The sequence below is a fragment of the Streptacidiphilus fuscans genome (assembly GCF_015690355.1).
GTDB classification, from domain to species: Bacteria; Actinomycetota; Actinomycetes; order Streptomycetales; family Streptomycetaceae; genus Streptacidiphilus; species Streptacidiphilus fuscans.
The window spans coordinates 202,963-229,956 of sequence record NZ_JADPRT010000009.1; the positions used below are offsets into that span (position 1 = coordinate 202,963).

Consider the following 26,994-nt stretch of genomic DNA (forward strand, 5'->3'; position numbering starts at 1 on the left):
GCCGCCTGATCACCTCATGCCGGGACGCCATCTCACCGGGTGGCGTCCCGGCCGCTTCCCCCTGCCTCAATCCGAAGGAGTCCGCCCGTGGCGGAAGACAAGAAGCGTACGCGGCAGCCCAACGGCGCGTCGTCCATCTACTTTGGCAAGGACGGGAAGTGGCACGGCCGCGTCACAGTCGGAGTTCGCCCTGACGGCAAGCCCGATCGCCGTCATATCGAGCGGAAGACCCGTGCCGAAGTCACCGAAGCCGTACGCGAATTGGAGCGTCAGCGCAAGGCCGGGAACGTACGCAAGGCGGGCCAACAGTGGACCGTCAAGACGTGGCTTGAGCACTGGGTGACCAACATCGCCAAGAAGTACGTCAGACAGTTACGACGGCTACGAGGTGGATGTGAGGGTCCACCTCGTGCCCGGTATTGGGGCCCACAAGTTGGAGCGGCTGGAGCCGGAGCACCTGGAGGAGTTCTACGAGCGGATGCAGAAGAACGGCAGCGCAGCCGGGACGGCTCACCACGTCCACCGAACCATCCGGGTCGCGCTCAGCGAAGCGGTCCGGCGTGGCCATGTCGCGAAGAACGTTGCCGAGTTCGCCAAGGCCCCGCGGCTCGAAGAGGAGGAGATCGAGCCGTACAGCATTGAGGAGATTCAGAGCCTCCTTGTGGAGGCGTCGAAGCTCCGCAACAGCGCCCGCTGGGTCATCGCGCTGGCGCTCGGGCTCATGTGGGAAGACATCTACCTGGACGCCGGGTACATCCGCATCCGGAAGAACCGGCTGCGGCCGAAGTACGAGCACGGGTGCGGCAACACCTGCGGCCGAAAGCCTGGTTACTGCCCGGACCGCAGGCAGATTCGGCGGGAGTTCAAGAGCACCAAGTCCCGTGCCGGCCGACGCACCATCGGGCTTCCGGACCCGCTCATCAAGCTCCTCATCAAGCACAGGGCAGAACAGGGGCGGGAACGGCAGGAAGCTGGAGAGTCGTGGGAGGACAAGGGGTACGTCTTCGCGCAGCCGACGGGCGGCCCGCTCATCCCGAACACCGACTACCACCAGTGGAAGCGGCTGCTGGAGGACGCGGGTGTACGAGACGGGCGGCTGCATGACGCCCGGCACACTGCCGGGACCGTGCTCCTCCTGCTCGGGGTTCCGGACGTCATTGTGGACGCGATCATGGGATGGGAGCCGGGCGGCTCGGCAGGGATGCGGGCCCGCTACATGCACATCACCGGGCCGATGCTGAAGAACGTCGCCAAGCAGGTCGGTGACGCCCTCTGGGGTGTGGTCGAGTCACCGGGAGAGGAAGCCGGAGAAGGCTCGAAGAAGGGGGCCACGGACCCCAACTGAGACGGAAGATGACGAAGGCCCCGCCCGCAGCGCGGTCGGGGCCTTCGTTCGCCCAGGTGGGCGGGTGCGGAGGATACGAAAGGGGTCTATCCCTCCGAGTGGCCCGTAACATCCTGGATCTTCTGGTCAAAGGTCACGCTCACCACAACCCGGTACGGCACTCTGTGCACCGATCCTTCTGGAAGCAACACGCTGGCTTCGCCGCACTGCCAGATGCGCTTCCAACCCAGCACGATCCGCACTGCGGCACGTTCGGGGACCGTGACGCTAATTTCCTCCTCAAACAAATGCGTACTGCCGATCGAGTGGGTGAGCGTTCGCTGAAGTTCGGCTTCAATGCTCCCCTTCGCCGAGAGCCACAGAAGGCTGGCGCTCACCTCACCGCTGACGGTCTGGCTATGGCTTTCGCCCAGGGTCAGGGTTCGGGTCCACTCACGACTGGCCTTCAAGCTACGGGTGACAGGGGCAGGACTGGCGCTGTTGTCGATCAGCCGCACGTCCTCACCCAGCCATTCCTCGATGCGTTTCGTCTCCGTCACCCCCAGGACCCGGGCGTCTCCATCCCCGGAAACAGGAGGTGCGGGAGCTGGTGGGTCGTCGAGGCGTCGCAACAGGATTGGGCCGACCGAGAGTTGGGACTCGAAGCGGATGACCTGATGGGGTTCTACATGGAAGCGCAGTATCTCGCTGGGTTTGTCGCCAAAGAGGGCGGAAATCCCTGCAAACAGCGGCGCATAGCGCAGTTGGATGTGATGGTCGCCGAGTGGCACTGGGATGGTGGCTTCTGTGTCGTGGCGCAGCCGGGCCACCTGAACGTCGTCGATCCAGACGAAGAAGGACTCCAGCCTGTACCGGCCCATTCGGCGTATTCGTACCGTCCCGCCAGAAGAGTGGGCCTTGTCCTTCGGGCTGTCCCCCATGTTCCTGCCCTCCCCGTAGCCGTTGGCCGATCATGCGCCCGTTGACAAGCCGATCAACGAGGCCTGGCAACCGGTCCCGGCAAAGTGTGCTCAGCTGCCACCCAGTCACGTCCATCATGCCGACGGCGACGCGCCCCGGTGCACGTAATGGCCATGAGCTTGGCTCCGTTGCCGGTACGGGCCGACACACGGTCGAGCGGGAGCGCAGCCCGCTGTGGGGCTCAGCCCCTCGGCGCTGGACCTACCTGAGGCAGGCTCGTCCAGCGCTTCATCTCCGCACAACCGAGACGGAAACTGAGACGGAAGATCGCGAAGGCCCCGACTGCTCAGCAGTCGGGGCCTTCGTTTGCCCAGGTGGGCGGGTGCGGAGGATACGAGATTCGAACTCGTGAGGGGTTGCCCCCAACACGCTTTCCAAGCGTGCGCCCTAGGCCTCTAGGCGAATCCTCCGTGGGAGAGCTTACTAGATGTTTGGGAGTGCTCGTGCACACGGTCGACGCAGGTGGGAGGTCGGCCCGGCGTGGGGCGGAGGGGCGGTGAAGAGTGGGGCCGGGATCCGGTACTGTGGGGGTCAGCCCCTCGTGTGGCGCTATCTCGCTGAACCCCCCCAGGGCCGGAAGGCAGCAAGGGTAGGTGAGCTCTGGCGGGTGCACGGGGGGTCCTTGCGTTGTAGGCCACCGATTTGTCGGTGGGGACCGTTAGGGTCGGTGTCGTGTCGCTCGCTCTTTATCGCCGGTATCGACCCGAGACCTTCGCCGAGGTCATCGGGCAGGAGCACGTGACCGGGCCGCTCCAGCAGGCGCTGCGGAACAACCGGGTCAACCACGCCTATCTCTTCAGCGGGCCGCGCGGCTGCGGCAAGACGACAAGTGCGCGCATCCTCGCCCGGTGCCTGAACTGTGAGCAGGGCCCCACCCCGACGCCCTGCGGCGAGTGCCGGTCCTGCGTCGACCTGGCCCGTGGCGGGCCCGGGTCGATCGACGTGATCGAGATCGACGCCGCCTCGCACGGTGGTGTCGACGACACGCGTGACCTGCGGGAGAAGGCGTTCTTCGCGCCCGCCTCCAGCCGCTACAAGATCTACATCATCGACGAGGCCCACATGGTCTCGACGGCCGGCTTCAACGCCCTGCTGAAGGTCGTCGAGGAGCCGCCGGAGCATCTGAAGTTCATCTTCGCCACCACCGAGCCCGAGAAGGTCATCGGGACGATCCGCTCCCGCACGCACCACTACCCCTTCCGGCTGGTGCCTCCGGGCGTGCTGCGCGACTACCTCGCCGACGTCTGCGGTCGCGAGAGCATCCAGGTCGAGGACTCCGTCTATCCGCTGGTCGTCCGCGCTGGCGCGGGCTCCGTGCGTGACTCGATGTCCGTCATGGATCAGCTGCTCGCCGGGGCCGACGAGCGCGGTGTGACGTACACCATGGCCACGTCGCTGCTCGGCTACACGGACGCCGCGCTGCTCGACGAGATCGTCGACGCCTTCGCGCAGCAGGACGGCGCCACCGTCTTCGGCATCGTCGACCGCGTGATCGAGGGCGGCCACGACCCGCGACGTTTCGTCGCCGATCTGCTGGAGCGGCTGCGGGATCTGGTGATCCTCTCCGCCGTGCCGGACGCGGGTGAGAAGGGCCTGATCGACGCGCCCGCAGATCGAGTCGCGCTCCTCGAACAGCAGGCACAGCGCTTCGGCTCGGCCGAGCTGAGCCGGGCCGCGGACATCGTCAACACCGGTCTCACCGAGATGCGCGGCGCGACCTCGCCCAGGCTGCAGCTCGAACTGATCTGCGCGCGCGTGATGCTGCCGAGCGCGTTCACGGACGAGACGTCGACGCAGGCCCGGTTGGAGAAGCTGGAGCGGCGCTCCACGCTGTCGGCCGGCGTCGCGGCTGTCGCCGGTGGGACCGGCGTGGCGGGAACCGCCGGTACGGCGCCCGCTCCCGTGTTCACCGAGGCAGCCGTCCCGGCGCCGGTGCCCGCAACCACGCCTGCACCGATGAGCCCCCCGGTCGTTGCACCCGCTCCGGCCGCCGCGCCGGGCCACACGCCTGGGGCCTGGCCGGTGACGCCGAGCTTCGGCCAGGCCGCACCTCAGCCGGCCCCCGCGCCTGCCACCCCGGCTGCGGCACCTACCCCAGCCCCTGCCCCCACGCCTGCTGCCCCGGCCGCTCCTGCCGCGCCCTCCCCCGAGGCCTCCGGCGCGAGTGCCACGCAGATCCGGCAGATGTGGCCGCAGATCCTGGACGCGGTGAAGGGCCGCCGCCGGGTCACCTGGATGCTGCTGCAGCAGGCCCAGGTCGCGGGCTTCGACGGTGGCGCGCTGCAACTCGCGTTCGAACACGCAGGCACCCGGGACGGCTTCGTCAACGGCGGCCATGACGAGATCCTGCGCCAGGCGCTGCAGGAGTCCCTCGGCGTGAACTGGAAGGTCGAGTGCCTGATCGGCCCGACCAACGGCGGTTCCGGCGGCGGTGCCACCGGCAACGGTGGCTTCGGCGGAGGGGGCGGGGTTCCGCCGCGTGCCGGTGGTGGCGGCGGGTCGTTCCCGCCCGCCGCGCAGGCTGCGCAGACCGCGCGCTCCGCAGCCCCCGCGCCCTTCGGCCAGAGCCAGGGACAGGTCCAGGGCCAGAGCCCGGCCGCCCCCGCGTCCTCGCTGTCGTCGCCGCCGACGAACCCGCAGGTGCACGCACCGGCACCGGCACCGATCCAGCCCCAGACACAGGCCCCGGCCCCGGCCCCGGCACAACGGCCGAGCGCCCCCGCCCAGATGGCACCGGCACCCTCCGCGCCCATGCCGTCCGCGCCACCCCCGTACGACGGCCCGGACGACGACGACATGCCGCCCCCGTTCGACCCGGACGAGGACATCCCGGAGTACACCACCACGTCCGTCTCCGGCCCTGACCTGATCATCCGTGAGCTCGGCGCGACGGTGATCGAGGAGATCGAACGGAACCGCTGACAACGAGCCACTGACGACGAGCCGCTGACAAGCAACTGTTGAGATCGGCCACAGGCATCCACGCGACTGACGCAGATCCGACACGGCGACCACGTAGGCTCGCCTTCACGTACAGCAAGAGCAAGTAAGTACAGCAACTCGGGTGCGGCAACTCAGGTGCGGCAGCCCGGACAGAGGCACGACAGGAGCGCCCATGTTCCCCGGTGGTGGCCAGCCCGACATGCAGGCCCTGCTTCAGCAGGCCCAGCAGATGCAGCAGCAGCTTGCCCGTGCGCAGGCCGACCTGGCCGCGGCGGTGTTCGACGGGTCGGCGGGCGGCGGCCTGGTCAAGGCGTCGGTCAGCGGTGCCGGTGAGCTCAAGGCCCTGGTCATCGACCCGAAGGCGGTCGACCCCGAGGACACCGAGACGCTGTCCGACCTGGTGCTGGCCGCCGTGCGTGACGCAACGGCCGCCGCGCAGCGTGCCGCCGCCGAGAAGCTCGGGCCGCTGGCACAGGGCCTGGGCGGCGGCGGAATCCCCGGCCTGCCTTTCTGAACCCAAGCAACATCCGAGCCCGCCCGAACCTGCCCGAGCAGAATCAGCACCCGGGCGCGCCCGAAGTGAGCGTGTCGCGACGGTGTGACAGGGGTCCGAACCGGAGGATGATGGGCCCCGAAAAGGCGCAGCGCGACGAGCGCCGCAGACACCCGAGCAGCACGGGCAGCACGGGCAGCACAGCCTGCACGAGCAGGCACAAGCAGCAGCACAAACGGTGACGAGAGCACGAGAGCAGAGGTAGCGCGGCGTGTACGAGGGCGTGGTCCAGGACCTGATCGACGAGTTGGGCAGACTGCCCGGCGTCGGGCCCAAGAGCGCGCAGCGGATCGCCTTCCACATCCTGCAGGCCGATCCGGTGGACGTGCGCAGGCTCGCGCACGCCCTGTCCGAGGTCAAGGAGAAGGTGCGGTTCTGCACCGTCTGCGGCAACGTCTCGGAGTCCGAGCTGTGCCGCGTCTGCCAGGATCCGCGTCGCGACCCGTCGCTGATCTGCGTCGTCGAGGAGCCGAAGGACGTCGTCGCGGTCGAGCGGACCCGCGAGTTCCGCGGCCGCTACCACGTGCTCGGTGGGGCGATCAGCCCGATCGAGGGCGTCGGGCCCGACGACCTGCGGATCCGCGAACTGATGACCCGGCTCGCGGACGGAACCGTCACCGAGCTGATCCTGGCCACCGACCCCAACCTGGAGGGGGAGGCCACCGCCACCTATCTGGCCCGGCTGCTCAAGCCGATGGGTCTCAAGGTGACCCGGCTTGCCAGCGGGCTGCCGGTAGGGGGAGACCTGGAGTACGCCGACGAGGTCACCCTCGGGCGGGCCTTCGAAGGGAGACGACTTCTCGATGTCTGACGCCAGCGCCACGCCGCCCACGCCGTTGCCGTTGCCACACTCGGCGCAGTCGCCGACGGCGCACGACGACGGGCTGCCCATCGACGCCCTGCCCGACGAGTTCGCGGTGCAGATCGCGGACTCGGTGCAGAGCTTCCTGCTCTCCGTACCGGAGATCGCCAAGGGCGACGAGCCCGGCAGCGCGATCAGTCTGCTGCTGCTTGAGGTCTCCCAGCTGCTGCTGACCGGCGGACGCCTGGGCGCCATCGAGGACGTGCTCCCCGAGGACCGCTACGAGCCGGACACCGAGCCCGACGCGGACGAGGACGAGCTGCGCCAGCGGCTGGCCCAGCTGCTCGCGCCGATCGACGTCTACCACGAGGTCTTCGACCCGTACGGGCCGCCGGACAAGCCGGTCCCGTGCCGGATCTCGGACGACCTGGCCGAGGTGGTCACCGAGCTGCGGCACGGCATGGTGCACTTCCGCGAGGGCCGGGTCTCCGAGGCGCTGTGGTGGTGGCAGTTCTCGTACCTCGCCAACTGGGGGTCCACGGCCACCAGCGTGCTGCGCGCGCTGCAGTCGCTGGTCGCGCACGTCCGGATGGACAGCCCGATCTCCGCTCCGGTGGACGGGACGGACACGGACCACGACGGCCTGACAGACGAACAGCTGGAGCAGCAGGCGGGCGACCTCATGGCCGCCGAACTCGGCCTCTGACCAGCACGTTTATCTGCACGCCTCGCCTACGCCCCCACTGACCCCGGCCAGCAATCGCTAACCGCTGCCGCACCTCGTCCCGACGTCCGGCACGGCCCGAGCCGGGGTCAGCCGCGTCTCCGGCGCGCCGCCGCCGGAGGCACGCGCCCCGCCCGTGCCTCCGTACCCCACCCCACCCTCGACCGCGCACCCCGCCGCATCCGCCGCCGTCTCCGCCGCCGCGTCCGCCGCCCGCGCAGAATGTGTCCAAAGGCACAGCCGCCCACCCCGCGACCTGCTCCGTCCCGTTCCGTCCGCAAATCCGGCAGATGCCTCCCCCGCCGCCGGAAAATCTTCCGCCGCGGCCCACGTCATCCCGAACGCAACCCGAACTCGCGATGATCGCAGTGTGATACAGCCGTATCAGCCTTCGGACACACCCCTTTCCCACCATCGCGCTCGCTAGACTGACGAACGACCACAGGCCCGCCGCGGAACGCCTCGCCCGGGCCCGGACCACAAGAGTCGAGGAGCGCACGTGGGCCTTGTCGTGCAGAAGTACGGCGGCTCATCCGTAGCGGATGCCGAGGGCATCAAGCGGGTCGCCAGGCGGATCGTCGACACCAAGAAGGCCGGCCATGAGGTCGTCGTCGTGGTGTCCGCCATGGGCGACACGACGGACGAGCTCATCGATCTCGCGGAGCAGGTCTCGCCCTTCCCGGCCGGCCGCGAGCTCGACATGCTGCTGACCTCCGGAGAGCGCATCTCCATGGCCCTGCTGGCGATGGCGATCAAGACGCTGGGCCACGAGGCCCAGTCGTTCACCGGCAGCCAGGCCGGTGTCATCACCGACTCGGTCCACAACAAGGCCCGCATCATCGACGTGACGCCCGGCCGCATCCGTGCCGCGCTCGACCACGGCAACATCGCCATCGTGGCCGGCTTCCAGGGCGTCTCCCAGGACTCCAAGGACATCACCACGCTGGGCCGCGGCGGCTCCGACACCACCGCCGTCGCGCTGGCCGCCGCCCTTGAGGCCGAGGTCTGCGAGATCTACACCGACGTGGACGGCGTCTTCACCGCCGACCCGCGCGTGGTGAAGAAGGCTCGCAAGATCGACTGGATCGCCTTCGACGACATGCTGGAGCTGGCCTCGTCCGGTTCCAAGGTGCTGCTTGCGCGCTGCGTCGAGTACGCGCGACGCTACGACATGCCGATCCACGTCCGCTCGTCCTTCTCGGGGCTGACCGGCACCTGGGTCTCCAACAAGCAGCTGACCAAGCCCGAAGGGGGCGAATCCGACATGGAGCAGGCCATCATCTCCGGTGTGGCCCACGACACCTCCGAGGCGAAGGTCACCGTCGTCGGCGTCCCGGACAAGCCGGGCGAGGCCGCCCGCATCTTCCGCGCAGTCGCGGACGCCGAGATCAACATCGACATGGTGGTCCAGAACGTCTCCGCCGCGTCGACCGGTCTGACCGACATCTCCTTCACGGCGCCGAAGAACGAGGGCCGCAAGGCGATCGAGGCGCTGGAGCGGGTCCAGGAGGGCATCGGCTTCGAATCGCTCCGCTACGACGACCAGATCGGCAAGATCTCCCTGGTCGGCGCAGGCATGCGCTCGCACCCGGGCGTCACCGCGACCTTCTTCGAGGCGCTGTCGGCCTCCGGCGTCAACATCGAGCTGATCTCCACCTCCGAGATCCGCATCTCCGTGGTCACCCGCGCCGAGGACGTCACCGCCGCCGTGCAGGCGGTGCACAGCGCCTTCGGTCTGGACAGCGAGAACGACGAGGCAGTCGTCTACGGAGGCACCGGCCGATGAGCACGTCCGGACGACGGCCCACGCTGGCCGTCGTCGGCGCCACCGGCGCCGTCGGGCGGGTCCTGGTGGACCTGCTCGCCACCCGAGCCGACGTCTGGGGCGAGGTGCGGCTGTTCGCCTCGTCCGACGCCGTCGGCACCACGATCCCGGTGCTCGGCCGTGACGAGCCGATCCGCGTGCTCGAACCTGGCTGCTTCGAGGGCGTCGACGTGGTCCTGTTCGAGGCGCCCGAGGACGTCGTCCGGATCTGGGCCCCGCTCGCGGTCGAGTCGGGCGCGGTCGCCGTGGACGGTTCCGCGGCGTTCCGGCTCAACGCGGACGTGCCGCTGGTCGTGCCGGAGATCAACCCGTCGGCGACCCGGATGCGCCGCCTGGGCATCGTCGCCGCTCCGCGCTGCTCGACGCTGGTGCTGACGGTCGCGCTGGCCGCGCTGCACGCCGAGTTCGGCCTGCGCGAGCTGGTCGTCACCGCGGCGCTGGCCGCGTCCGGCCGCGGCCGAATCGGCATCGACACCCTGCGTCGCCAGACCTCCGAGGTCGCCGGCGACCCGACCGTCGGCTCCCGCACCGGCGACCTGCGCCGCGCGGTCTCCGAGCAGGACGACGACCCGTTCGAGGCCCCGTTGGCGCTCAACCTGCTGCCCTGGGCCGGCGACGCCGGCGAGGACGGCTGGTCGAGCGAGGAGCTGGGCCTGCGCAACGAGACCCGCAAGATCCTCGGCCTGCCCGAGCTGCGGATCTCGGCGACCTGCCTGCGCGTCCCGGTCGTCAGCGGCCACTCGCTGACCGTCCACGCGGTCTTCGACAACGAGCCGGACGTGGCCCGGATCCGGGAGATCCTGGACTCCTCGGCGGGTGTCATCGTCTACGACGACCCGGCGAAGGGCGAGTACCCGACCCCGGCGGACGTCGTCGGCTCCGACCCGACCTGGGTCGGCCGGGTCCGCCGCTCCCTGGACGACCCGCACGCACTGGAGCTGTTCCTGTGCGGGGACAACCTCCGCAAGGGCGCCGCGCTGAACTGCGTGCAGATTGCCGAGCTGATCGCGCAGGAGCCCGCCGGGTCGGCCCAACACGCCTGAGTGCGACTCCCCCTGAGCGGCGATCGAACCCCGTAACGATGTTGCGTGCAGTGTTCGCCTGATTAAGGGGGAGTTCGTGCAGACCCCGGAACCAGCTTCCGTGCCGGTTGGACGCCCCGTACCGTAGTGCCCCTGAACACGGTGTCACGGAGGGACCGGGTGACGTACAACCCTCGGGGCGGGTCATGCGTCCAACTGGCGTGCCGCAAAGCCTGGTGCTTCCGATGACCGCACCGTTCACACACACGCGTGCCGGTCGTACACAGGACGTACTGCCGGCCGGCGATGCGACGACGGTCGCCGTCGGCGCCTCCGTCGACCACCTGACCGAGACGTACCAGGCCCACTACGCGTCCCTCCTCCGCCTCGCCGCCCTGCTGCTGGACGACACCGCGTCCTGCGAGGACGTCGTGCAGGAGGCGTTCATCCGGGTCCACTCCGCCAGGAGGCGGCTGCGCGATCCGGACAAGACGTTGGCGTACCTGCGGCAGACCGTGGTCAACCTCTCCCGATCCACGCTGCGCCGCCGCATCATCGGCCTGCGCCTGCTCCAGAAGCCGATGCCGGACATGGCCTCCGCCGAGGAGGGCGCCTACGACGCGCTGGAGCGGGACGAGCTCATCGTGGCGCTGCGAGGTCTGCAGCGCCGCCAACGCGAGGTGCTGGTGCTGCGTTACTTCTCCGACATGACGGAGGCCCAGGTCGCGGACACCCTCGGCATTTCCGTAGGCTCGGTCAAGGCCTACGGTTCGAGGGGGCTGGCCGCCCTGCGAGTCACGATGGACGCCGGGAACGAGATGCCGGGCACCGGCGAGGGGAGGCAGTCGTGAGCGCGGACAAGCGCTCGCGCTACCTGCGCGTGGTTCGACCCGGGTCCGGCGGTCAGTCCGCCGGTGCCACGGGTCCGGACGACGCAGCCGTCGCGTCGGCAGAGACGACGCCGCCGGTTCCGGTCGCGCCCCCACGAGCAACGCCTCTCTGGCTCCACCGTCCACTGGAACAACTGCGCCCTCTCGGGCAGCTCCGTCCGCTCGGACCGCTGCGCCCGTTGCGTCCGCTGCGACCGCTGCGCTCGCACGGGTCGTCCGGGCCGCTGAAGTCCTCCGGGCCGCTGGAGTCGCCCGGGCCGCTGAAGTCATCCAGTTCGCCGGCCGTCGGCCAGGTCGACGACGAGCTGTTCGACCTCGACAAGGGGCTGCTCGAACTGGACGAGGACCCCTTCGGCGCCGCGCTGCGCAGTCGCCTGCACGGTTCGGTGGGTGACCTGCGCCCGGCCCCCGGCTCGTTGGAGCACCTGCGGCGCGCGGTCCCCCAGCGTCGCGCCCTGCGCAGGCGCGCGTACGGGGGCGCGGCCGTGGCCGCCTCGCTCGCGCTGTTCGGGCTGACCGCGATGCACTCGATCGGCGTCGACAACGTCACCACCACCCAGACGTCCGCAGCCGGCGGCCAGGCCTCCGGCTCGGCTACCCCGAGCCCGAGCGGCGACCGGACCGGCCGACCCTCCTCCGGTACGAGCGGCGGCGCGACGACCGGTGGTTCGGTCGTCGCCACGCTGCTGCCCGGGCAGACGCCCGGCGGCGTGCTGGTCCCGCTGCCGTCCGGCGGTGTGACCTCCGTCGCGACGAACGACGCCACGCACACCCAGCTGGGCACGGGAACGCTGCCGGAGTGCGCCCGCTCCCAGCTCGGCCAGGGCGCGGCGGGTCTGGCGCAGCCGGACTCCTCCGGTGTCGTCTACGGCTCGTTCGCGGTCAGCAACACGTCCGGCAGCCCGTGCCAGGTCAGCCAGCCCGGCGTGATCCAGGTGCAGGACGCCGTCGGCACGGAGGCGTCGCGGTTCAGCGTGCAGCCGCACACCTCGGGCGACCCGGCCACGGGTCTGCCGGCCACGGATCCGCAGCATCCCCCGGTCAGCCTGGAGCCCGGCCAGTCCTACGTGATCGACTTCGCCTGGGTTCCGGCCTCCTGCGCGGGGCCCGACCCAAGTGTGCCCTCCGGCAGTCCGAGCGTCAGCCCGACCCCGGAAACGGCCTCCACCACCGGTGGCGCGTCCGGCAGCACCGGCGGCTCGGGCGGCACCGGGGGTTCGGGAGGCACGAGCGGCAGCGGCGGCCCGACGGGCACGCCCACGAGCACGGGCACCGGCGGTACCGGCGGGGGCCCGACCGGGACCCCGGGCAGCCCCAGCGTGGTCCTCGCCCTCATGCCGACGAGCGGCGGCCAGGTGGCGGCCAGCACAACCCTGTCCGGGGCCTGTGCGGGCACGGTCTACCGCACGGACCCGCTCGCCGCGCCGCGATAGCGGGTGGTTACCGTAGTCGGGTGTACCGGTTCCTTCTGACTCCGCGCTGGCTCGGCCTCACGCTGCTGGCGCTCGTCGCCGTGCCGGTCTGCATCCTCCTCGGCATGTGGCAGTTCAGCCGCTTCGAGCTGCACAGCCACGCGCAGAAGCAGCAGGCCGCGCTCGCCTCGGCCGACGCGGCGCCCTCGGCCCTGGCCCCGATGATCGCCTCCGGCGACCGGAACGGCGTCGGCAACGACGCCGGGCTGCGGGTCTCGTTCACGGGCACCTACGACGCGGCGCACCAGTTCGTCGTTCCGCAGCGCCAGCTGAACGGGCGCAACGGCTCGCTGATCCTCACCCCGCTGAAGCTGGACGCCTCCAGCGCGGGCTCGGCCACGTACGTGCCGGTGGTGCGGGGGTGGCTGCCCGGCACGCCCGCGCACGCGCCCGCGGCGCCGACCGGCACGGTCTCGGTGACGGGCCGCCTGCAGGCGGCGGAGACCGAGGACTCGACGGGAGCGATCTCCAGCGGGACGCTGCCGAGCGGTGAGCTCGGCATGATCTCCCCCACCACCCTGGTCAACGTCCTGCCGTACACCGTCTGGAACGGCTGGGTCTCCCTCGACGCGGGCGTGTCCGGCACGGCCGGACTGACCGCGCTCCCCGTCTCCCAGACGGCGGCGTCGGACACCGGGTCCAGCCTCAGCCTGTCGGCGATACAGAACCTGGGCTACGTGGGGCAGTGGTTCGTCTTCGCGGGGTTCGTGGTCTTCATGTGGTTCCGCTTCGTCCGCCGGGAGGCGGAGCAGATCAGGGACCGCGAGCTGGGCCTGTCCTGAACCCTTTTGCAGACGGGAAAGTTGCACTTACCTCAGGGGCGCGGGGAACTGCGCGAGCAACCACCCTGTGCGAATGGGCCCTGCGCAGTGAGGACCAACCGCACGTCGGTGGCTTGTCGCGCAGTTCCCCGCGCCCCTGACAGTGCAACTACCTGCAGGAGCGAGAGCTGAGCTTGTCGCGCCCACGCGGCGGAGCCGCACATCAGCAGAGCCCCGCGCCCCTGATAGTGCAACTACCTGCACCAGCGACCGTCGCCCTTAACGAGGCAGGTGGCGCGCGACGAAATCGAGCTCAAGGCGGAGCTGCTTGACCCGTTCCTCGACCTCCAGCGAGCCGTGGCCGGCGTCGTAGCGGTAGATCTCGAAGCGCTTGCCCAGCTTCTCCAGCTCGGTGACGTAGTTCTCGATCTGCCGGATCGGGCAGCGCGGGTCGTTCACGCCCGCGCTGATGTAGACCGGCGCCTTGAGGTCCGCCGCGTACGTCAGCGGCGAGGACGCCGCGTAGCGGGCCGGGACCTCCTCGGGCGTGCCGCCGACCAGCGTGCGGTCCATCGCCTTCAGGGCCTCCATCTCGTCGTGGTACGCCGTGACGTAGTCCGCGACCGGGACCGCCGCCAGGCCCAGCGCCCAGGCGTCCGGCTGGGTGCCGAGGCCGAGGAGGGTGAGGTAGCCGCCCCAGCTGCCGCCGGAGAGGATGATCCGCTCCGGGTCGGCCAGGCCGGAGGAGACCGCCCACTCGCGGACCGCGCCGATGTCCTCCAGCTCGATCAGGCCGACGCGGTGCCGCAGCGCGTCCGTCCAGGCGCGGCCGTAGCCGGTGGATCCGCGGTAGTTGACGCGCACCACGGCGTAGCCGTGGTCGACCCAGGCCGCCGGCCCCGCCGCGAACGCGTCGCTGTCGTGCCAGGTGGGGCCGCCGTGGATCTCGAAGACGCACGGCAGCGGACCGGCCGGGGCGTCGGCCGGGCGCTGGACCAGGGCGTGGACGGGACCGCCGGGGCCGTCGACCCAGACGTCCTCGACCGCGACCGACGGCGGCGCCTGCGGGCCGGGCGCGGCCAGCACGACCTCGCCGGTCGTGCTCCGCACCACCGGGGGCTGCTCGGAGGAGGACCAGAGGAACTCGACGGTCCCGTCCGGGCGGGCGGACGCGCCGGAGACCGTGCCGGGCAAGGTAGGCAGCGCGGTGAGCTCACCCGAGGCGAGGTCGTAGCGGTGCAGCTCGCTGCGGGCGCGGTAGGTGTGCTCGATCAGCAGCGCGCTCGCGTCCGGGTACCACTCGGCGGTGACGTCGCCGGGGAGGTCGAGCACGATCTCCTGCTCCGCACCGGTCGCGGTGTCCCAGATCAGCGGCTCCCAGCGGCCTCGGCGCTGGTGGGCGACAAGCATCCGGGCGTCGCCCGGCAGCGGCGCGAAGCCGAGGCAGGACAGGCCCAGTGCCTCCTCGCGGCCGGTGGCGTCGTCCAGTTCGGCGACGACGTCCACGCCGTCGCCCGCGGGGTTGATGCGCAGCACGCGCAGCGCGGAGTGCATGGCGTCGCCGTGCTCGGTGTGGTCGACGGCGATCAGCGCGCCGTCGTGGGAGAGGTCGCCGACGCCTGCGGACTCGCGGTGCCGGTAGATCTCCAGCGGCGCAAGGCCCGGACGGACCAGGTGCAGCGTGGACCCCTCCTCGTCGGTGGAGCGGCCGACGACGGCCTCCCCGCGACGGCCCAGGGCCAGACCGGCCGGGTAGGAGGGGGCGAGACCGGGCACGGCCTCCTCGTCCCGCTCGGCACCTGCCGACGGGGCCGGGCCCGCGAACGGCTGACGACGCCAGACGCCGAACTCGTCGCCGTCGGTGTCGTCGAACCACCAGATCCACTCGCCGTCCGGGGTGAGCGTCGCCTCGGTCGTACCGTGCGGGCGGTCGGTCACCCGGCGCTGGGCGCCGTCGGCGCGGTTCCAGGCGTAGACCTCGTAGGTGCCGGTGGCGTTGGAGACGAACAGGGACCGCTCGGGGGCGTCCTCGGCCCACTCCGGCAGCCCGACTCTCGCGGCGCGGAAGCGCTGCTCCCACGGAGGGAGGGAATCGAACGCCGCCGTCGCGGCCGCGTTGCTCTGCTTCACGTCGCTGCTCACGTCGCTGCTCATGCCGACCATCATCGGGCACGAGCCGCCGACGTCACCCCCCGCATCGGCCCTTTGCCTTCTTCACGCGCTGCGCCGCACCCATCGTGCGCCCGACTTCCCGCCGATCCGGCCCGCAGGGATCATCAGCAGGCCGAAGGCCAGCAGCACCGCGGCCGCCGCGCGTTCGCCCGACATCCCGGGGACCACGTGCAGCATCAGGGTCACCGCGGCCACACCGAGCGCGGTGCCGAGACCGCGGCCCATGTTGACCATGCCGCCGCCGGTGCCCGCCGACTCGGCCGGGATCGCGCCCATCACCAGGGTGTTGTTGGCGGGCGTGAAGACCCCGAGGCCCAGGCCCAGCAGGACCAGGACGAGCGGCAGCACCGTCGTCGTCATCGGCAGCACGGTCAGCAGCGCCAGCGCGGCGACGGTCAGCGCGGTGCCGAGGAACGCCCGGCGGTGGTCGTCGAGGCCGCGTGGCAGCAGCCGGTCGGCGGTGGTCGCGGCGAGCGCGAAGCCGAGCGGCAGCGCGGTCAGCACCACCCCGGAGGTCATCACGCCGACGCCCTGCCGGGACAGCACCACCGGCACCAGCACCAGCGGGCCGAACAGCACCAGGTACCCGCAGAGTCCGCTGAGCAGGCCGAGGCCGATCCCCGGCCGCCCCGGCCGGGAGCGCAGCAGCGAAAGGTCGACCAGGGGCTGGGCGCTGGTCCGCTGACGGCGGATCAGCAGCCAGCCGGCGAGGACGGTGGCGACGGCCAGCACGGCAGCCGACCAGAGCGGCCAGCCCAGGCCGGAGAAGACCGACAGGCCGAGCATCAGGCTGGTGCTGGTCAGCGCCAGCAGCAGCACGCCGACGCCGTCGACCCGCGTGCCGGTCCGGCGCTGCCGGGTGCGCGGCAGCAGGTAGTGCCCGGCGATCAGGGAGACGATCCCGACCGGGACGTTGACCAGGAAGACCCAGCGCCAGCCCAGCGTGGCGACCAGCGCGCCGCCCACAGTCGGGCCGAGCGCCAGCCCGATGGCCTGACCGGCGGCCTGCATGCCGAGGGCGGTCCGCATCCGCTCGCGCGGGGCGCTGGTGGTGACCAGGGCGACGCTGTTGGCCTGCATCAGCGCCGCGCCGACGGCCTGGACCACGCGGAAGGCGACCAGCGCGGCGAGGGTCGGGGCGAGCCCGCAGGCCGCCGAGGCGAGGGTGAAGACCCCGAAGCCGTAGAGGTACATCAGCTTCCGGCCGTGCGCGTCGGAGAACCGCCCGACCGGCACCAGCAGGGCGACCAGGGTCAGCAGATAGGCCAGCGACACCCACTCGACGGCGGCGGGCCCGGCGTGGAACTGCCTGCCGAGCGCCTGGTAGGTGAGCGTGACGATGGTGGCGTCGAGCTGGCCCATGAACGCGCCGAAGCAGACGGTGGCCACCGCGAGCCGCCACGCCCACGCGTGGTCGCGTATCCGCCCGGGTCGCGGGCGCTCCTGGGTCAGCAGCGCCCACCCGCGCGGCATCACCCGCGGGAGCGGGAGCTGGGGCGTTTCGCTGGGGGCCATACCTTCATTTTATCTCTGCGGCAGACATATTCGGAAGGGGATGCAACCGTCCGACTGCTGGGACGCCTGCCTCGCACCCGTCCCCGACGCCGTGAGCTGGGGCGCTGTAGCGCAGCTGTGACCGATGCCGCACCGAACCACGAGCTCGGCGCGGGAGCCTGGTCACCATGGAGGCGAGACGCAGATGAACGAGAGCCGCACCAAGGCCGGAACAGACACCGACGCCCCGGACACCGACACGGCGCGCACGGACACGACGCACACCGGACATCACGCGCTCGACCCCCGCACGCGTCGCCGGGCGGGCGTCGTCGCGGCCGTGCTGGTGACCGCGGGGCTGGCCGCCGCCACGGCGCTGCTGCCCAATCCGGCGCAGGCCCAGGAGCGTCCGACCCCCACCCCAATCGGATCGGCCCACGCGACGGCTCAGGTCTAGACCAACCGCCGTGCCGCTCGCTAGCGTGGGGCCGTCCGCCCGCACCGCGCGGTGACCATCGCGCACGGCCGTGCCGCGTGGCACCGCGTCCCGAACGCGGCAACACCGGAACGCTGGGAGCACCGCCGTGGAGTCGTCCGTCCTCGCCTTCGCCACCGACCTGCTGGACGAGGGGCCCGACGCCTTCTTCGGCAACCTGGCCGACCGCGCCGGCGTCGGCGGGGTGACCCTGGCCTCCGTCTACCACGAGGCCCGTGACGTCTTCCCGCACAACCCGCGCCGGGTGCTGCGCTACCTCGAACCCGGCGCCGCCTACTTCCGCCCGGACCCGGCGGCCTGGGCCGGACGCCGGCTGCGGCCCACCCCGTCCACGGCGCTCGACGACGCGGGCGCCGCCGGCGACGGCGACGGCCTCGACCCGTTCGCACTCGCCGCGGCCGAGGCGCAGGCACGCGGAATGAAGCTGCACGCCTGGACGGTCTTCCTGCACAACGACCGGCTCGGCTTCCAGCACCCCGACTGCGCGCCGGAGAACGCCTTCGGCGACCGCCACCTCACCGAGCTCTGCCCGGCCAACCCGGAGGTGCGCGAGTACGTGACGACGCTCGTCGCCGAGCACGCCCGCTACGGCGTGGACGCGATCCGGGCGGAGTCGCTGCACTTCCACGGACTGCGTCACGGTTACCACCACGAACGTTATTTCGAGCATCTCGGCCCGGTCGCGGAGGCCCTGCTCGGCCTCTGCTTCTGCGCGCACTGCCGGGCGGCCGCGCAGACCGCAGGCGTTCCCGCCGATGCGGTGCGCGAGCAGGTGCGCGCCGAGATCCGCGCCCGGCTGACCGACGAGCGGGTCGCGTGCGAACCGTGCCGCCTGGACGAGCTCGCCGACGGAGCGGTCGCCGCCTACGTCGACGCCTCGGCCGCGACCGTCACCTCGCTCGCCAAGGAGGCGGCTGAGACCGCCGAAGGGCTCGGCATGCGGCTCACCTTCATGGACGGCGACGGACCGGGCAAGGGCTGGCTGTCCGGGATCGACCTGCCGTCACTCGCGGCCGTGGTCCCGCAGGTGGAGACGCTCGGCTACGCGCCGACGCCGGAACAGGTGCGGGAGAAGGTCTCCGCGTTCGCGCTGCACGGCGTGAAGCCCGGCGCGCTGGCCGTGATCCTGCGCCCCATGGCGGAGGACTGCGACAGCGCCGAGAACCTGGCCGCCAAGGTCGCGATCCTGCGCGATCTCGGCGTCCCGGAGGTCGAGTTCTACCACTACGGGCTGATGCGGCTGTCCTCACTCGACCGGATCGGCGCGGCGCTTGGCCTTTAACGGTAGGCTTTCCGTGTGATCTTCAAGCGCATCGGCAACGGGCGGCCGTACCCCGACCACGGCCGGGTCAGCACCCGCCAGTGGGCGGACGTCGCACCGCGTCCGGTCCGACTTGACCAACTGGTCACCACCAAGGGCCAGCTCGACCTGGAGACCCTCCTCGCGGAGGACTCCACCTTCTACGGCGACCTCTTCGCCCACGTGGTCAAGTGGCAGGGCGACCTGTACCTGGAGGACGGCCTCCACCGAGCCGTCCGAGCGGCCCTGCAACAGCGTCAGGTCCTGCACGCCCGCGTGCTGGAAATGGACTGAACGGGTTCACTGATCATCCGTTAGTACTCCTGCGCAGGCAAAGTGCGGGTCGCGCGGTCTACTGTGAGCTCAACACCCGTAAGACGGCAATCACAGCCCAGCGCACAAGGGGGCCACCCGCTGTGAGCATGTTGACTCCCCCAGGCCTCAAGGGAAAGCAGTACCGCATCAGCGGGAAGGCCTACCCACGGCTGTCCCGGCCGGGACAGAAGCGCCGCCGGGTGCTGCAGATCGTCGCAGCGGTCGTCGCGGTGGCCCTGGTCGGTTGGGGCACGGTCCAGTTGGTCACCGTCTTCGGCGCGAAGAAGAAACCCGAGGCCGCGGGCAGCAACTGCACCCATGCCAACACCGCCGCGGCGGCGGGCGGAGGGGACGCGGCCAAGCCGGGCGCGTCGGCGTCCGCGCACCCCTCGGCCAGCGGCGCGGCGAGCCCCGGCGCGAGTGCGTCGGCCGGCACGGGCGCCTCAGGCGCCGCAAGCGCGTCGGCGTCGGCCGTGCCGCTCGTGGTGCCGAACGGCTTCCCGCAGCTGAGCGCCTTCACGGTGAACGTCTACAACGCCACCGGCCACGCCGGTCTGGCGGCGCAGACGGCGGCCTCCCTCAAGCAGCGCGGCTTCACCATCGGCAAGATCGGCAACGCTCCGGCCACGCTGGAGAACAAGATCACCGGTAGCGCGCAGATCACCGGCGGCACCGGCGGCAAGAACGCGATGACCCTGCTCGGCTCCGAGCTCTCCGGCGCGACGGCGACGCACGACACCCGCGCCGACGGCAGCGTCGACCTCTACATCGGCAACGGCTTCACCGCGCTGGTGACTCCGGCTCAGGCCGCACAGGCCCTCGCGGTCGCCGCCTCCCCGTCCCCGACGGCGGGCGCGCACTGCTGAGCCGCCGCTGAACGCTCACGCGTGAGGGCCGGTCCGAACGGACCGGCCCTCACTGCGTTCCTGGCGTCTACAGCGTTCCTACGCGGCTTCTACCTACGGGCCCTCAGTCTCCGGCGGTGCCGTAGAGGCGGTCGCCCGCGTCGCCCAGGCCCGGGACGATGTAGCCGTGCTCGTTCAGGTGGTCGTCGACCGCCGCGGTGACGATGGTGACCGGCAGTCCGGCCAGCTCCTTCTCCAGCACCGCCACGCCCTCCGGCGCGGCCAGCAGGCAGATGGCGGTGACGTCGTCCGCGCCACGCTCGATCAGCAGCCGGATCGCCGCCACCAGCGTGCCGCCGGTGGCCAGCATCGGGTCGAGCACGTAGACCTGGCGACCCGACAGGTCGTCGGGCATCCGGGTGGCGTAGGTGGACGCCTCCAGCGTCTGCTCGTTGCGCACCATGCCGAGGAAGCCGACCTCGGCGGTGGGCAGCAGCCGGGTCATCCCGTCCAGCATGCCGAGCCCGGCACGCAGGATCGGCACGACCAGGGGACGCGGGTGGCTGAGCTTGACGCCGGTGGTGACCGCGACCGGGGTGGTGATCTCCACCTGCTCGGTCCGCACGTCCCGGGTTGCCTCGTAGGCCAGCAGCGTCACCAGCTCGTCCGTCAGACGACGGAAGGTCGGTGAGTCGGTGCGCTCGTCGCGCAGCGTGGACAGCTTGTGCGCGACCAGGGGGTGGTCCAGGACATGAATCCGCATAGACAGGACATTATCCCGAGCGGCGGGGGCCCGGCGACGGAGTGGTGTAGGCCAGATCGGCGAGGGAGAGTAGGTAGGACGTTCTCCCCGAGCGACCCGAGCACCAGGACGACCCGAGCGACCCGAGGGGCCGACCGACGATGGCCAAGCCGAAGCGCTCCGCCGAGACGGAGCAGCAGCGCGCCCGTCCGGCGCGCAAGCGGCGTGCCCAGGCCGCGTCGTCCGGGTCGCCCACCTCAGCGGAGAAGGACGACGACACGCCTGAGGCCGAACCGGAGTCGAAGCCGGAGACCCCGGCCGAGCGGCGTCGGCGGCGCGCGGTCTTCCTCCGCGAGCTCGCCGAGGCGCGCGAACTGCGCGAGCGGGTGCACCCGCGACGGACCAAAGCAGCGCGGATGCGGCAGGCCGCTCGGATGCGCACGTTCCGTTTCTAGCTCGTCACGGACCGCAACTCACCGGTAAAGAGACCTTCCACCAACAGCGAGCACTGCTCGGATCTTCGTCACAAGTTCCCAACTCCTCGACACGACCAGCGAAGACGCGCACCCGAACACTCCCCGCGCGGCGCTCCTTTCTGTCACGATGCCGATAGGGCGTCCCTTCCTGGTCGCCCCGGACCGCTTGCCGGTCCTGACGGCCAATGACCTGGGAGAGTCGCTGGTGGCGTACTTCGCTGCATTGCTCGCTCGCACCGAGGACGGGTGGGACGTGAGCGAGACCGATCTCGACGACGTCGAAACCCTCGCCGACCTGGCCGACCTGGCACGTGGGGCCGCCGGGGACGAGGAGACCGTGCTGGTCTTCATCGAACAGGAGGACGCCTGGTTCGCCGTCGTCCGCGTGGACGGCGAGGAGGACCCGCGCGTCTTCGTCTCCGACGCGGCCGCCGCCTCACGCAGCGCCTACGGGGAGCTGATCCTGACCGAGGAGCTGTTGGGCCGTGACGGCGACGACGACCTCGACGACCTGGACCACCTGGTGGTGGACCTGGACGACGAGGACGCCGCGACCGACTCCGCCGAGGACGGCGACGAGGACGAGGACGACGACGCCGATGATCGCGAGGCCATCCCGAACGCCCCGCTGGGCGACGTGGGCCTGCTGATCGAGTTCGGCGTCGGCGCCAAGGAGCTGATGGACCTGGCCGCCGAGGGCTCGGTGCCGGGCGAGGCCCTCACGGAGATCGCCGACGCCCTGGGCTGCGGCGAGGTGCTGGAGGCCGTCCGGTAGCTCTGCGGTTCGGAACGGCGGGCGGTTCGATAGCTCTGCGGTTCGGAACGGCGGGCGGTTCGGGAGCTCTGCGGTTCGGCACGGTGGGCGGTTCGGTCAGACTGGTCGCATGCCCGGTCAGCCGCAGCCGCCCGTCCCCGTCCCGTCCGTCCCGCCCTCGCCGTGGTCGGCGCTGCCCCCGGCAGCGCCGCGCCGTCGGCCCGACCCGGTACGGGACCGCTGGGAGCCGGCGATGCGCCTCGCCATCGACGAGGCCGCGCTGGCTCCGGCGACCGGCGACGTCCCGGTCGGCGCGCTGATCCTCGACCCGTCCGGGGCGGTCATCGGCCGCGGCCACAACGCCCGCGAGGCCGTGGGCGATCCGACGGCCCACGCGGAGGTCCTCGCCATCCGCGAGGCCGCCGCAGCCCGCCAGGCCGCGGCGCGCGGCGGGGAGCCGACGGGCGGAACGCCGGGCGAGGACAGCTGGCGCCTCTCCGGCTGCACGCTGGTGGTCACCCTGGAGCCCTGCACGATGTGTGCGGGGGCGATCGTCCTCTCCCGGCTCGACCGCGTCGTCTACGGCGCCCTCGACCCGAAGGCGGGCGCCGCAGGCTCGCTCTGGGACGTGATCCGCGACCGACGCCTCAACCACCGCCCCGAGGTCATCTCGGACGTCCTCGCCGACACCTGCTCCGAGCAGCTCCGCGCCTTCTTCGAGACCCACCGCGAGTGACCTGCGTCACCCACCCGTGGCGCGGCCCGAAACCCGTTTAGGAGCACAGCGCGACGTCCGGTAGGCTGTCCCACGGTAGCGTGTCCGAGCGGCCAAAGGAGCACGCCTCGAAAGCGTGTGTGGGGGCAACTTCACCGTGGGTTCGAATCCCACCGCTACCGCTCTGAGCAGTAAGAACGAAGGGCCCCGACCGATGCGGTCGGGGCCCTTCGTCGTCACGGTCCCAGTTCTGGTCTCAGTAGCCCTTCGGCGGGCCCATCTGAGGCAGGCTCAGGAGCGGTCGGGGCGGAGCCAGACCGCTCCCAGCGGGGGCAGCAGAAGCGAGAGCGACGCGCCGTCGCCGTGCAGCGGGCCCGGGTTGACCGCGCCGCTGCCCCCGTACGCGGCTGCGTCGGTGTTGAGGACCTCGACCCACCTGCTGCCCGCCAGGGACTCGGGCAGCGCCAGCCGGAACCCGGGACGAGCGCTGGGCTGGAAGTTGAAGACGCAGACCAGCGGCTCACCGTCCTGGTCGTACCGGATGAAGGAGTAGGTGTTCTCCTGGACCGCGTCCGCGTCGATCCAGCGGAAACCCGCCGCGTCGCTGTCCTGGCTCCACAGCGCGGGCAGTGCCTGGTACTGCCGGTTCAGGTCCTGTACCAGGCGGCGGACCGCCGCGTGCGCGGCGTCCTGGAGCGCCGCCCAGTCCGGGCCCAGGTCGTGGGACCACTCCGACTCCTGGGCGAACTCCTGTCCCATGAAGAGCAGTTGCTTGCCCGGGAAGGCCCACATGAAGGCCAGGTAGGCGCGCAGGTTGGCGAAGCGCTGCCATCGGTCGCCGGGCATCTTTCCCAGCAGCGAGCCCTTTCCGTGCACCACCTCGTCGTGGCTGATCGGCAGGGCGTAGTTCTCGGAGTAGGCGTAGACCATGGGAAAGGTCATGGCGTGGTGGTGGTACTGCCGGTTGACCGGGTCCTCGGCCATGTATCCGAGGGTGTCGTGCATCCACCCCATGTTCCACTTGAGCCCGAATCCCAGGCCGCCGTGGTCGGTAGGGCGGGTCACCCCGTCCCAGGCCGTGGACTCCTCCGCGATGGTCACCACGCCGGGGCAGCGTCGGTAGACGGTCGCGTTCATCTCCTGGAGGAAGGCCCGCGCCTCCAGGTTCTCGCGGCCGCCGTGCGCGTTCGGCTGCCACTGGCCCTCGCCGCGCGAGTAGTCGAGGTAGAGCATGGAGGCCACGGCGTCCACGCGCAGGCCGTCGACGTGGAACTCCTGGCACCAGTAGACCGCGTTGGCCACCAGGAAGTTCCGGACCTCGGGGCGTCCGAAGTCGAAGATCAGCGTGCCCCAGTCAGGGTGCTCGCCTCGCCGCGGATCGGGGTGCTCGTACAGGGGGGTGCCGTCGAAGCGGGCCAACGCCCAGTCGTCCTTGGGGAAGTGGGCCGGCACCCAGTCCAGGATCACGCCGATGCCGGCCTGGTGCAGGCTGTCCACCAGGAACCGGAAGTCGTCCGGGTCGCCCAGACGGGACATCGGCGCGTAGTAGGAGGAGACCTGGTAGCCCCAGGAGCCGCCGAAGGGGTGCTCGGCGATCGGCAGCAGTTCGACGTGCGTGAAGCCCAGCGCCTTGACGTAGGCCGGGAGTTCCTCGGCCAGCCGACGGTAGCTCAGGCCCGGGCGCCAGGACGCCAGATGCAGCTCGTAGACGCTCATCGGGGCGCGCTCCGCGGAGTGCCGCCCTCGCTCGGCCATCCAGTCCGCGTCCCCCCAGGCGTAGTCGGAGGTGAAGACCCGGGATGCGGTGCCCGGGGCGGACTCCGCGTGCGCGGCCAGCGGATCCGCCTTCTGGATCCAACGGCCCTGCCGGGTGAGGATCTCGTACTTGTAGCGGCAGCCGTCGGGCACGCCCGGGACGAAGCCCGCCCAGACCCCGCCGTCCCCGAGCAGGCGCAGCGGATGGGCGCTGCCGTCCCAGTCGTTGAAGTCGCCGACCACTCGCACCGCACGGGCGTTGGGCGCCCAGACGGCGAACGAGACGCCCTGGACGTCGGCGGTGCCGACCTCGCCGGTGCCGGACTCGCCGGACACGGACTCGCCGGTCCCGGGCACGTGACCACGGCGGTTGGCGCCGAGCACGCGCCACAACTGCTCGTGCCGCCCCTCCCGGAGCAGGTGCAGGTCGAGTTCGCCGAGCAGCGCGTCCGGCGCCGGTGCGGTGCGGGTCGTCACGCCGGCACGCCCCTTTCGGTGAGGATGTGGGCGACCTGGTGCCGGGGGTCGAGACGGACGTAGTTGTCCCGTCCCCACTGGTAGCTCTCGCCGGTCAGTTCGTCGCGGACCCAGAGGGTCTCGGTCCGTTCCAGCCCCAGTTCGGGCAGGTCAAGGAAGACCGTCGCCTCGCGGACGCTGTGGGGGTCGAGGTTGAGCACGACGAGCACCCAGTCCGTCTTCTCGCCGCCACCGGGTGTGGGGACCCGGGAGAACTTGGAGAAGCAGACGACGGCGTCGTTGTCGGTCCGATGGAACCTCAGGTTCCGCAGCTGGTGCAGGGCCGGGTGGGCGCGGCGCAGCTGGTTGAGAGTGCGCACGAGCGGGGCCAGGGAGCGCCCTGCCGCCTCCGCTCCGGCCCAGTCCCTGGGCCGGTAGGCGTACTTCTCGGAGTTCAGGTACTCCTCGCTGCCGGGCCCGGCCGCCAGGTTCTCGCAGAGCTCGAAGCCCGAGTAGAGCCCCCAGGTCGGTGCGGCCATGGCGGCCAGCACCGCCCGGATCTCGAAGGCCGGCCGCCCGCCGTACTGGAGGTAGGCGTTGAGGATGTCCGGAGTGTTCACGAACAGGTTGGGCCGCAGGTAGGCCGCGCTCTCCGTGCCGGTAAGGCCCGCCAGTTCGCCGAGGTAGGACTCGACCTCGTCCTTGGAGTTGCGCCAGGTGAAGTAGGTGTAGGACTGGTGGAAACCGACCCTGGCCAGGGACTTGAGCATGGCCGGCCGGGTGAACGCCTCGGCCAGGAAGAGCACGTCGGGGTCGGTGGCGTGGATCTCGGCGATCAGCCGCTCCCAGAAGGCGACCGGCTTGGTGTGCGGGTTGTCCACCCGGAAGATCCGCACACCGTGCGCCATCCAGTGCCGCAGCAGTCGCAGGCACTCGGCCAGCAGGCCCTCGGGGTCGGCGTCGAAGTCGATCGGGTAGATGTCCTGGTACTTCTTCGGCGGGTTCTCCGCGTAGGCGATCGTCCCGTCCGGCCGGTGTGAGAACCACTCCGGGTGCTCGGTCACCCAGGGGTGGTCCGGCGAGCACTGCAGGGCGAAGTCGAGCGCCACTTCGAGGCCGTGCTCCGCGGCGCGCCCGACGAAGAAGTCGAAGTCGTCGAGGGTGCCGAGGTCCGGATGGATCGCGTCGTGGCCTCCGGCCTCGGAACCCACCGCCCAGGGCGAGCCCGGGTCGTGCGGGCCGGCGGTCAGCGCGTTGCCCGCGCCCTTGCGGTGGCTTCTGCCGATCGGGTGCACCGGCGGCAGGTAGACCACGTCGAAGCCCATGTCGGCGATCGCTCCGAGCCGTTCCGCGGCGGTGCGCAGGGTGCCGGAGCGCGGCTCGGCGCCCTCGTCGCCGTCGTCGGGCTCCCGGCCGGGGACCGCCCCCTCGGAACGCGGGAAGAACTCGTACCAGGCGCCGTACAGCGCCCGTTCGCGGTCCACCCGCAGCGGCAGCTCCGCCGAGAGTGTGACCAGGTCGCGTAGCGGCTGGGCGTCGAGACGGTCGAGCACCTCGGGGGCGAGCACTGCGGCCAGCCGCTCGCCCCCGGACAGCCGGCTGTCGCGGACCAGCTCGGCCAGGCCGGTGAACAGCGGTCGCGCCGGGTCCTGCGCCGGGCGGGCCTCGGCCGCCCGCTCGAGCAGCCGGGCGCCCTCCTCCAGCACCAGCTCCTGGTCGATGCCGAGCGGGATCTTCGTCTCGGCCGCGTGCCGCCAGGTGGCGAACGGGTCGGCCCACGCCTCGACCCGGTAGGTCCAGTCGCCCTCCCGGTCGGCGGAGACCGACGCCGAGAAGCGGTCGGTGCCGGGGGCGAGCAGACGCATCGGGAACCAGCCCCCGGTCCGGCCGTCCGGGTCGGTCAGCACGACGTTCGCGGCGACCGCGCCATGGCCCTCGCGGAAGACCGTCGCGGAGACCGCGAAGACCTCGCCGGGCACCGCTCGCGCGGGGCGGGCTCCGCCGTCCACACAGGGGCGCACGTCGACCACCGGGATCCGGCCGACGCCCGGGACGGCGACGGGGCGGCGGGGCGGTTCCGGCGCCGGGGACGTCCGGCTCGGGGCCGGGGAGCCGGACAGTGCCGACTGCTGGCGGCGCGCTGCGCTGCGCTGCGCCGTCTGGCCTTTCATCTGTTG

General features: G+C 71.3%; 22 protein-coding genes, 2 tRNA genes, 1 other RNA gene and 1 pseudogene. 19 read left to right on the forward strand and 7 right to left on the reverse strand.

Translation table 11 applies throughout. The features are described 5' to 3' along the window. Positions 1–87 precede the first annotated feature (87 nt). Positions 88–1,345, forward strand: a pseudogene (locus I2501_RS22185) (tyrosine-type recombinase/integrase). Positions 1,346–1,431: 86 nt separating this feature from the next. On the opposite strand, the gene I2501_RS22190 reads toward I2501_RS22185, so the two are convergent. Both I2501_RS22190 and I2501_RS22195 read right to left on the reverse strand, forming a co-directional pair. Beyond that, complete coding sequence (locus I2501_RS22190; protein WP_196195900.1) at positions 1,432–2,265, reverse strand: hypothetical protein; 834 nt, start codon at positions 2,263–2,265, stop codon at positions 1,432–1,434. 365 nt (positions 2,266–2,630) lie between these two features. Next, positions 2,631–2,715, reverse strand: a tRNA-Ser gene (locus tag I2501_RS22195). Positions 2,716–2,835: 120 nt separating this feature from the next. On the opposite strand from I2501_RS22195, the gene ffs reads away from it, so the two are divergent. The 10 genes from ffs (at position 2,836) to I2501_RS22245 (ending at position 13,318) form a co-directional block, all read left to right on the forward strand. After that, positions 2,836–2,932, forward strand: an RNA gene (gene ffs / locus I2501_RS22200) — signal recognition particle sRNA small type. 45 nt (positions 2,933–2,977) lie between these two features. After that, positions 2,978–5,227, forward strand: a complete 2,250-nt coding sequence (locus I2501_RS22205; RefSeq protein ID WP_196195901.1) for a DNA polymerase III subunit gamma and tau — start codon at positions 2,978–2,980, stop codon at positions 5,225–5,227. 193 nt (positions 5,228–5,420) lie between these two features. After that, positions 5,421–5,762, forward strand: a complete 342-nt coding sequence (locus I2501_RS22210; RefSeq protein WP_196195902.1) for a YbaB/EbfC family nucleoid-associated protein — start codon at positions 5,421–5,423, stop codon at positions 5,760–5,762. Positions 5,763–6,012: 250 nt separating this feature from the next. Next, positions 6,013–6,612 (forward strand): recombination mediator RecR, encoded by a 600-nt coding sequence (recR, locus tag I2501_RS22215; protein WP_196195903.1) that lies wholly within the window; start codon positions 6,013–6,015, stop codon positions 6,610–6,612. Continuing rightward, positions 6,605–7,309, forward strand: coding sequence for a DUF5063 domain-containing protein (locus tag I2501_RS22220; RefSeq protein ID WP_196195904.1), 705 nt, complete (start codon positions 6,605–6,607; stop codon positions 7,307–7,309). The genes recR and I2501_RS22220 overlap by 8 nt, the downstream gene beginning before the upstream one ends. A 517-nt stretch (positions 7,310–7,826) precedes the next feature. After that, positions 7,827–9,113: an aspartate kinase gene (locus I2501_RS22225; protein ID WP_196195905.1), complete on the forward strand. Its 1,287-nt coding sequence runs from the start codon at positions 7,827–7,829 to the stop codon at positions 9,111–9,113. Then, the gene (locus I2501_RS22230; RefSeq protein WP_196195906.1) at positions 9,110–10,195 is read left to right on the forward strand and encodes an aspartate-semialdehyde dehydrogenase; all 1,086 of its coding nucleotides are present in this window, start codon (positions 9,110–9,112) and stop codon (positions 10,193–10,195) included. Before I2501_RS22225 ends, I2501_RS22230 begins: the two co-directional genes overlap by 4 nt. 185 nt (positions 10,196–10,380) lie before the next feature. After that, positions 10,381–11,025: a SigE family RNA polymerase sigma factor gene (locus I2501_RS22235; protein ID WP_196195907.1), complete on the forward strand. Its 645-nt coding sequence runs from the start codon at positions 10,381–10,383 to the stop codon at positions 11,023–11,025. Further along, the gene (locus tag I2501_RS22240) at positions 11,022–12,497 is read left to right on the forward strand and encodes a hypothetical protein (protein ID WP_196195908.1); all 1,476 of its coding nucleotides are present in this window, start codon (positions 11,022–11,024) and stop codon (positions 12,495–12,497) included. Before I2501_RS22235 ends, I2501_RS22240 begins: the two co-directional genes overlap by 4 nt. Positions 12,498–12,517: 20 nt before the next feature. After that, a complete protein-coding gene (locus I2501_RS22245) occupies positions 12,518–13,318 on the forward strand; it encodes an SURF1 family protein (RefSeq protein WP_196195909.1) in 801 nt (266 codons plus the stop codon). 258 nt (positions 13,319–13,576) lie between these two features. Here the strand turns inward: I2501_RS22245 and I2501_RS22250 are convergent, their stop codons facing one another. Beyond that, complete coding sequence (locus I2501_RS22250) at positions 13,577–15,451, reverse strand: S9 family peptidase (RefSeq protein WP_196195910.1); 1,875 nt, start codon at positions 15,449–15,451, stop codon at positions 13,577–13,579. A gap of 60 nt (positions 15,452–15,511) precedes the next feature. Continuing rightward, on the reverse strand, positions 15,512–16,984 hold the full coding sequence (locus tag I2501_RS22255; RefSeq protein WP_236046900.1) for an MFS transporter: 1,473 nt from the start codon (positions 16,982–16,984) through the stop codon (positions 15,512–15,514). A gap of 184 nt (positions 16,985–17,168) precedes the next feature. On the opposite strand from I2501_RS22255, the gene I2501_RS22260 reads away from it, so the two are divergent. From I2501_RS22260 to I2501_RS22275, 4 genes are all read left to right on the forward strand, one after another. Next, positions 17,169–17,420: a hypothetical protein gene (locus tag I2501_RS22260; protein ID WP_196195911.1), complete on the forward strand. Its 252-nt coding sequence runs from the start codon at positions 17,169–17,171 to the stop codon at positions 17,418–17,420. A gap of 127 nt (positions 17,421–17,547) precedes the next feature. Further along, the gene (locus tag I2501_RS22265) at positions 17,548–18,741 is read left to right on the forward strand and encodes a hypothetical protein (protein ID WP_196195912.1); all 1,194 of its coding nucleotides are present in this window, start codon (positions 17,548–17,550) and stop codon (positions 18,739–18,741) included. Positions 18,742–18,756: 15 nt separating this feature from the next. After that, positions 18,757–19,053: a type II toxin-antitoxin system VapB family antitoxin gene (locus tag I2501_RS22270; RefSeq protein ID WP_030253738.1), complete on the forward strand. Its 297-nt coding sequence runs from the start codon at positions 18,757–18,759 to the stop codon at positions 19,051–19,053. A gap of 128 nt (positions 19,054–19,181) precedes the next feature. Beyond that, positions 19,182–19,940 (forward strand): LytR C-terminal domain-containing protein, encoded by a 759-nt coding sequence (locus I2501_RS22275; protein WP_196195913.1) that lies wholly within the window; start codon positions 19,182–19,184, stop codon positions 19,938–19,940. A gap of 103 nt (positions 19,941–20,043) precedes the next feature. Here I2501_RS22275 and upp read toward each other — a convergent pair whose 3' ends face one another. After that, positions 20,044–20,682, reverse strand: a complete 639-nt coding sequence (gene upp / locus I2501_RS22280; protein WP_196195914.1) for a uracil phosphoribosyltransferase — start codon at positions 20,680–20,682, stop codon at positions 20,044–20,046. A 140-nt stretch (positions 20,683–20,822) separates the two neighbouring features. Here upp and I2501_RS22285 point away from each other — a divergent pair, with 140 nt between their 5' ends. From I2501_RS22285 to I2501_RS22300, 4 genes are all read left to right on the forward strand, one after another. Next, positions 20,823–21,116, forward strand: a complete 294-nt coding sequence (locus I2501_RS22285; protein ID WP_196196052.1) for a hypothetical protein — start codon at positions 20,823–20,825, stop codon at positions 21,114–21,116. A 226-nt stretch (positions 21,117–21,342) separates the two neighbouring features. Beyond that, the gene (locus I2501_RS22290; RefSeq protein ID WP_328806542.1) at positions 21,343–21,912 is read left to right on the forward strand and encodes a tRNA adenosine deaminase-associated protein; all 570 of its coding nucleotides are present in this window, start codon (positions 21,343–21,345) and stop codon (positions 21,910–21,912) included. Positions 21,913–22,021: 109 nt separating this feature from the next. Continuing rightward, positions 22,022–22,627, forward strand: a complete 606-nt coding sequence (locus I2501_RS22295; protein WP_196195916.1) for a nucleoside deaminase — start codon at positions 22,022–22,024, stop codon at positions 22,625–22,627. 74 nt (positions 22,628–22,701) lie between these two features. Beyond that, positions 22,702–22,788, forward strand: a tRNA-Ser gene (locus I2501_RS22300). 109 nt (positions 22,789–22,897) lie between these two features. Here the strand turns inward: I2501_RS22300 and glgB are convergent. Further along, positions 22,898–24,952, reverse strand: coding sequence for a 1,4-alpha-glucan branching protein GlgB (glgB, locus tag I2501_RS22305; RefSeq protein WP_196196039.1), 2,055 nt, complete (start codon positions 24,950–24,952; stop codon positions 22,898–22,900). Continuing rightward, the gene (locus tag I2501_RS22310; RefSeq protein WP_196195917.1) at positions 24,835–26,988 is read right to left on the reverse strand and encodes an alpha-1,4-glucan--maltose-1-phosphate maltosyltransferase; all 2,154 of its coding nucleotides are present in this window, start codon (positions 26,986–26,988) and stop codon (positions 24,835–24,837) included. The genes glgB and I2501_RS22310 overlap by 118 nt, the downstream gene beginning before the upstream one ends. Positions 26,989–26,994: the final 6 nt, after the last annotated feature.

Coding starts and splice junctions, on each gene's coding strand:
- I2501_RS22190 (WP_196195900.1), bottom strand. CDS start 2,265: ATGGGGGACAGCCCGAAGGACAAGGCCCACTCTTCTGGCGGGACGGTA.
- I2501_RS22210 (WP_196195902.1), top strand. CDS start 5,421: ATGTTCCCCGGTGGTGGCCAGCCCGACATGCAGGCCCTGCTTCAGCAG.
- I2501_RS22220 (WP_196195904.1), top strand. CDS start 6,605: ATGTCTGACGCCAGCGCCACGCCGCCCACGCCGTTGCCGTTGCCACAC.
- I2501_RS22230 (WP_196195906.1), top strand. CDS start 9,110: ATGAGCACGTCCGGACGACGGCCCACGCTGGCCGTCGTCGGCGCCACC.
- I2501_RS22235 (WP_196195907.1), top strand. CDS start 10,381: ATGCGTCCAACTGGCGTGCCGCAAAGCCTGGTGCTTCCGATGACCGCA.
- I2501_RS22250 (WP_196195910.1), bottom strand. CDS start 15,451: ATGAGCAGCGACGTGAGCAGCGACGTGAAGCAGAGCAACGCGGCCGCG.
- I2501_RS22255 (WP_236046900.1), bottom strand. CDS start 16,984: ATGGCCCCCAGCGAAACGCCCCAGCTCCCGCTCCCGCGGGTGATGCCG.
- I2501_RS22260 (WP_196195911.1), top strand. CDS start 17,169: ATGAACGAGAGCCGCACCAAGGCCGGAACAGACACCGACGCCCCGGAC.
- I2501_RS22275 (WP_196195913.1), top strand. CDS start 19,182: ATGTTGACTCCCCCAGGCCTCAAGGGAAAGCAGTACCGCATCAGCGGG.
- upp (WP_196195914.1), bottom strand. CDS start 20,682: ATGCGGATTCATGTCCTGGACCACCCCCTGGTCGCGCACAAGCTGTCC.
- I2501_RS22285 (WP_196196052.1), top strand. CDS start 20,823: ATGGCCAAGCCGAAGCGCTCCGCCGAGACGGAGCAGCAGCGCGCCCGT.
- I2501_RS22295 (WP_196195916.1), top strand. CDS start 22,022: ATGCCCGGTCAGCCGCAGCCGCCCGTCCCCGTCCCGTCCGTCCCGCCC.
- I2501_RS22310 (WP_196195917.1), bottom strand. CDS start 26,988: ATGAAAGGCCAGACGGCGCAGCGCAGCGCAGCGCGCCGCCAGCAGTCG.